Origin of the sequence: Ideonella azotifigens (assembly GCF_006519715.1) — a bacterium.
GTDB lineage: Bacteria > Pseudomonadota > Gammaproteobacteria > Burkholderiales > Burkholderiaceae_C > Ideonella > Ideonella azotifigens.
Window position 1 is genome coordinate 1 of sequence record NZ_VIDT01000426.1, and the last position, 4,908, is coordinate 4,908.

Here is a 4,908-nt window from a genome sequence, read left to right on the forward strand (position 1 = left end):
AAAGTGCCGCTGAACCGCCCCGGTGCGCTGGAAGCCATCTCGCTGCTGCAGGCCATGAAGCCGGCCGGTACCTGCGTCGGCGCGGGCACGGTGACCACGGTGGCCCAGGTAGAAGCCGTGGCCGCCACCGGCGCCCGGCTGATGGTCTCGCCGCACTTCGATGCCGCGGTCGTGACCCGCGCCGTGGAACTGGGCTGCTACAGCGTGCCCGGCATCTTCACGGCCAGCGAGGCCTATGCCGCACTGCGCGCCGGTGCCTACGCACTGAAGATCTTCCCGGCAGAAGCCATGCCGCCCGCCGGCTTGCAGGCCATCGCCAGCATCCTGCCGCCCGGCACCGCACTCTGGCCCGTCGGTGGCATCACGCCGGAAAGCCTGGCCGGCTGGCGCAAGGCTGGCGCCACCGGCTTTGGCATTGGCGGCGCCCTCTTCAAGCCAGACACCTCGCTGGAAGCCCTGGCCGCCTCCGCCAAAGCCTTCATCGAGGCCTGGGGCCGCTGAGCTCGGGCAGGGCGGTCAACACGGCGTGCAGGATCTCCTGCGAGCGCCGCTGGCCGTAGCCGCGCCCGTAGGCGCTGGAGGCCACCGTCACCACCAGCGCCTGCTCCGGCAGCACGTAGACCTTGTTGCCGCCATTGCCCGAGGCGAACCACACCGGCAGCCGCCGCTCGCCCACGGGCATGGCCTTGAAGTACCAGAAGTAGCCGTAGCCATCGGCATACGGGTCGACCGTCGAGATGGCAACGCGCGGCTGCAGCATCTGCGCGACGCCGTCCTCGCTGATCACACGCCGGCCCTGGTACTCGCCCTTGTTGCGCACCAGCTCACCCAGCGCCGCCATGCCGCGGGCGGTCAGCCACAGGTTGCCCTGGCCCTTGGTGTGGCCCGCCACATCGGCATCCCAGCGCCACTGCCGAATGCCCAGCGGTTCGAACAGGTTCACCCGCGCGAAGTCCCGCAAGGGCAGGCCGCTCGCCTGTTCGACGACCAGCCCTGCGACATACGCCGTCAAGGAGTTGTAGCGATAGACCGTCCCCGGTGGGTCTGCACGCGGCACGCCCAACGCAAAGCCCAGCGGGTCGGCGGCATCGTCCAGCTTGTCCTCCTGGCCAGCTGAGACCGGGTCCTCGTCAAAGGCTGCGAGGCCCGAGCGCATCGTCAGCACATCGCTCAACGCCACGTCGCCAATCGCACTGCCCTTGGCCGCCGTCCAGTAGGCTTGCACCGGATCGGCCAGGCTGCGAATCTTCCCTTGGTCCACCGCCATCGCCACCAGCAGCGAGGTCACGCTCTTGCCGGCCGAGCGCACGTCATGCAGCGTCTCCGCCGTCTCGCCGTTGAAATACCGCTCGGCGACGATGCGGCCCTGGTGCATCACGACCACGCTGCGCAGGTCGTGGTGCGGCTCTTCATCCCAGCGCTGCAGCACCTGGGCCAGCAGCGGCGCTTCCGGCGGCACGCTCTGGCACCCCGCCAGGTCCAGCCACAGTGCTGCCGCAGCAGCTGCCTTGATCACCCTGTTCCAGCGCATCGCTCACCCGTTCCTGTAAGCCGGACGGCGGGGCGCCGTCCGAGCAGGCATCATGGCGCGTTTCGATGACGCCTCCGGGCAAGCCCGCCTTTCGCATTCGCGACATGCAGCCACCCTCGTTCCCGGCGCCCTAGATGCGCACCGTCACCAGCGCCAAGCTCATGCTGGAACCGCGGACTGCTGAGCACGCCGAAGCGATGTTCGCGGTGCTCAGCGACCCGGCGATCTACACCTGCGAGCGTTTTGGAGTGGCCTCGCCTTCACCGCAACAGCAGAGCGCCGGGCAGCTTGGAAGCGCCCACGTCGAAGGTCATGAACTGCAGCCGGCCGAGTTGTGCGGCGCGGGCTTTCTGCAGGCAATTCGCGAAGTCAGCTGATGCATGATGGCTCCACAGGTACAGCGCTTCCTCCACGGTGGGCACATGCTCGAAGCTGAAATCGGTCGATTCGAGCAACTTGACGAAGACGTCGGCGATGACCACACGATCCAGCTTCATGCGACTGCGCAGCACCCACTCGGTTTCCAGCAGCGTGCACAGCAGGATCAGAACCGGCGTGCCGGCGGCGGCTTCGGCCGTCACCAGCCGCAGTGCGGCCGCAAACTGCACTTCGTCATCGCGAACCAGCAAGCGCACCAGCACGTTGGTATTGATCGCGACACTCACAGGTACAAGCCCCGCTTCGCAGGTTCCGCCAAGAGGTACGCAGCAGCAGACCGTGCAGTGGCGCTCATGCCTTGAACGGGTTCATGTCCTCCACGGCAACGGTCGGCTGCCCCGGCCGCTGCAGCAGGCCGGCCACGTCGGCGACGCTGCGATTCTTGGGCCGCATGACGACCGTGCCATCGCTTAGCAGCGTGAAGATCATCTTGTCCCCGGAACGCAGGCCCAGCCGCTCGCGGATCTCCCGCGGCACCGTGACTTGCCCTTTGCTGGTCAACGTTGTTGGCTCGGCCACTGCGTGCCTCCCGGTATTACGTTATCAAACATCGTAATACCGATGGCCGAGTGAAGCAAGCGTGCTTCAACCGGTGTCAGGCCGCCGGCCGCCACACCGGCGACTCCGCAATGCTGACCTTGCGCGGCAGCACCTGTGCCTGCGTGAACGCATCGGCGATGCGTTGTTGTTCGGCGAGGGATTCGGCGTCCACGGGCTGGACCTTGTAGCTGCGGCGGAGGTTGGCGGCCTCTACCGTGGCGGCGTCCAGGCCGATCAGCGGGCCCTGCCATTCGGCGGCTGGCTTGGGGTTCTGCTTGATCCAGTCGCCGGCGCGCTGCAGCTCGCGGTAAACGGCGGCGAGCACGTCGGGACGGCGCTGGGCGAAGGGCGTGGCGGCGAGGTAGAAGCGGCGGTAGCTGGAGAGCCTGGTGCCGTCGACCAGCACCTTGGCGCCGGACTGGCGCTGCACTGCGGCGAGGAACGGGTCCCACACGACCCAGGCGGCGACGCTGCCGTTTTCGAACGCGGCGCGGCCGTCGGCCGGGCTGAGGTAGGCCGGCTCGATGTCCTTGAACGTCAGCCCGGCCTGGGACAGGGCTTCGAGCAGCAGGAAGTGTGCGCCCGCCCCCTTGGCGAAAGCCACCTTCTGGCCCTTCAGCTGGGCCACGCTGGTCAGCGGCGAATCCTTCTTCACGACGATGGCCTGCGCGGTGGGCGAGGGCGTTTCGATCGCGTAATACGTCAGCTTCGCGCCGGCGGCCAGCGCGAACGGTGGCACCGCATCGGCCACATCCGCACTGAGGTCGATGGCGCCGACGTTCAGCGCTTCCAGCAGCGGCAGACCGGAGCTGAACTCGTGCCACGAGACTTGCACGTTCTGCGCGGCCAGCGCCTGCTCCAGCGTGTTGCGCGACTTCAGGAAGATCGTCAGCGTGGACGACTTCTGGTAGCCGATGCGCAGCTTCTCGGGCTCGGCCGCCAGTGTTGGCAATGAGGCCAGTGGCAATGCCGCAAGCCCGGCGGCCTGCAGCAGTTGGCGACGGGACAGGGCAGGGGAATCGTGGGACATGGCACCTCGGCAACAGCGGCGAACAACAAACAGCGCGCCAGCCTAGGTGCGCGCAGGCGGCGGCCGAACGAACCAATCGTCAGATCGATATGCCGCCACCGAGCGGACAGGGCGCAGCCACGAGGGAAGCGAGCCAGTGACCGCGCCGAAACGCATATCCAAGCGTCGCATCATCATTTCCAATCGGCATGATCATTGGTTAACTTCATGCACTGTTTCAATGACCTGCAGGGAGTGCCCGTGAACCCAGTCGAACCCAAACCCGGCCTTGTCACGCTGCCGCGCCGGCGCCTGATCGGCGGCGGCACCGCGATGGCGGCTGCCGCTTCGCTGGGGTTGCTGAGCCGCCACGCCTGGAGCGCACCGCGCAAGCTGACCTTCGCGTGGAACGCCAACGCCTTCTGCCTCTCGCCCGTGCTGGTGGCGCTGGAGCGCGGCTACTTCGAGCGCAACGGTCTGCAGGTGGAGCTGGTCAACTACACCGGCTCGACCGATCAGTTGCTGGAGTCGCTGGCCACTGGCAAGGCAGACGCCGCGGTCGGCATGATCCACCGCTGGCTGAAACCGCTGGAGGCCGGCTTCGACGTGAAGATCGTCGGCAGCTCGCACGGCGGCTGCGTGCGCTTGATCGGCGCGAAGACCGCTGGCGTCACCGACCTGAAGAAGCTCAAGGGCAAGACCATCGGCGTGAGCGACCTGGCCAGCCCCGGCAAGAACTTCTTCGCCATCCTGCTGGCCAAGAACGGCATCGACGCCGAGCGCGACGTGAACTGGCGCCAGTACCCGGCCGACCTCTTGGGCGTGGCGGTGGACAAGGGCGAGATCCAGGCGATTGCCGACGGCGACCCCAACCTCTACCTGTTGGAGAAACGCTCGCCCGGCATCTACACCGAGCTGGCCACCAACCTCTCGGGCGAATACGCCGACAAGACCTGCTGCATCATCGGCGCCCGCGGCGAGCTGGTGCGCAAGGAGAAGCCGGTGGTGGCCGGCCTGGTGCGGGCCATCGTGCAGGCCTCGGACTTCGTGGCCGACAACCCGAACGAGACCGCCGAGATCTTCCACAAGCACGCGCCCAACGTCGCTGCCGAAGACCTGCGCAAGCTGCTGGGCACGCTGACGCACCGCCACCATCCGGTGGCGCAGGACCTGCAAAAGGAAATCGAGTTCTACGCCAACGACTTCCGCTCGGTCGGCGTGCTCAAGCAGAGCACCGACCCGGCCCGCTTCGCGCAGCACGTCTACTACAACGCACTGGGCTGAGCGCCATGGCACTGCTGCGCATGTTGGATCAGTTCTATGGCCTGCCGGGGCCTTCAGGCACCTCTTCGACGGCCGCTTCGGCCACGCCCGCGAAGCCGACCTCCCT

Annotated in this window: 6 protein-coding genes; 2 read left to right on the forward strand and 4 right to left on the reverse strand. The window is 67.3% G+C overall.

Annotation, left to right across the window (positions count from 1 at the left end):
* On the forward strand, positions 1-501 hold a 501-nt coding region (locus FKP22_RS21000; protein WP_141289640.1), incomplete at its 5' end, for a beta/alpha barrel domain-containing protein.
* Here FKP22_RS21000 and FKP22_RS21005 read toward each other — a convergent pair.
* From FKP22_RS21005 to FKP22_RS21020, 4 genes are all read right to left on the reverse strand, one after another.
* Positions 479-1,531 (reverse strand): serine hydrolase domain-containing protein, encoded by a 1,053-nt coding sequence (locus FKP22_RS21005; RefSeq protein WP_141289641.1) that lies wholly within the window; start codon positions 1,529-1,531, stop codon positions 479-481. The genes FKP22_RS21000 and FKP22_RS21005 overlap by 23 nt on opposite strands.
* 260 nt (positions 1,532-1,791) lie before the next feature.
* Positions 1,792-2,196 carry a type II toxin-antitoxin system VapC family toxin gene (locus tag FKP22_RS21010; protein WP_141289642.1) on the reverse strand — a complete coding sequence of 135 codons (405 nt, stop codon included), beginning with the start codon at positions 2,194-2,196 and terminating at the stop codon, positions 1,792-1,794.
* A 64-nt stretch (positions 2,197-2,260) separates the two neighbouring features.
* Complete coding sequence (locus FKP22_RS21015) at positions 2,261-2,488, reverse strand: AbrB/MazE/SpoVT family DNA-binding domain-containing protein (RefSeq protein ID WP_141289643.1); 228 nt, start codon at positions 2,486-2,488, stop codon at positions 2,261-2,263.
* Positions 2,489-2,564: 76 nt separating this feature from the next.
* Complete coding sequence (locus FKP22_RS21020) at positions 2,565-3,539, reverse strand: aliphatic sulfonate ABC transporter substrate-binding protein (RefSeq protein WP_141289644.1); 975 nt, start codon at positions 3,537-3,539, stop codon at positions 2,565-2,567.
* Positions 3,540-3,851: 312 nt separating this feature from the next.
* Here FKP22_RS21020 and FKP22_RS21025 point away from each other — a divergent pair, with 312 nt between their 5' ends.
* Complete coding sequence (locus FKP22_RS21025; RefSeq protein ID WP_211361497.1) at positions 3,852-4,802, forward strand: ABC transporter substrate-binding protein; 951 nt, start codon at positions 3,852-3,854, stop codon at positions 4,800-4,802.
* Positions 4,803-4,908: the final 106 nt, after the last annotated feature.